This window comes from Synechococcus sp. CCAP 1479/10, from assembly GCF_019038515.1.
Lineage (GTDB): Bacteria > Cyanobacteriota > Cyanobacteriia > PCC-6307 > Cyanobiaceae > Cyanobium.
On the sequence record NZ_JAFKRJ010000081.1, the window covers coordinates 1 to 221 of the forward strand.

Annotated in this window: 1 pseudogene; it reads right to left on the reverse strand. The window is 66.1% G+C overall.

The features are described 5' to 3' along the window. A pseudogene (locus tag KUG39_RS17780) lies at window positions 1–221 on the reverse strand (iron uptake porin); the annotation flags it as partial.

The window sequence follows — 221 nt, forward strand, 5'->3', positions numbered from 1 at the left end:
GTGGCGGTGAAGTTGCTGCCGAGGGGGAACTGGTAGAAGAGGCGGTTGATGGCGACCACGTCACCGCAGTCGACGCCCAGGCCGCAGTTCTCCTCAAAACCGGCTTCGGTGGCGTTCAGGCCGACGACCGGCTGGCCGAAGGGCGACTGGGCGAAGTTACCGGCCCGCAGACGGGTGCGGAGCAGGTCCTTGCCGGTGAAGCTGGTGTCGAAGTTGAGCTG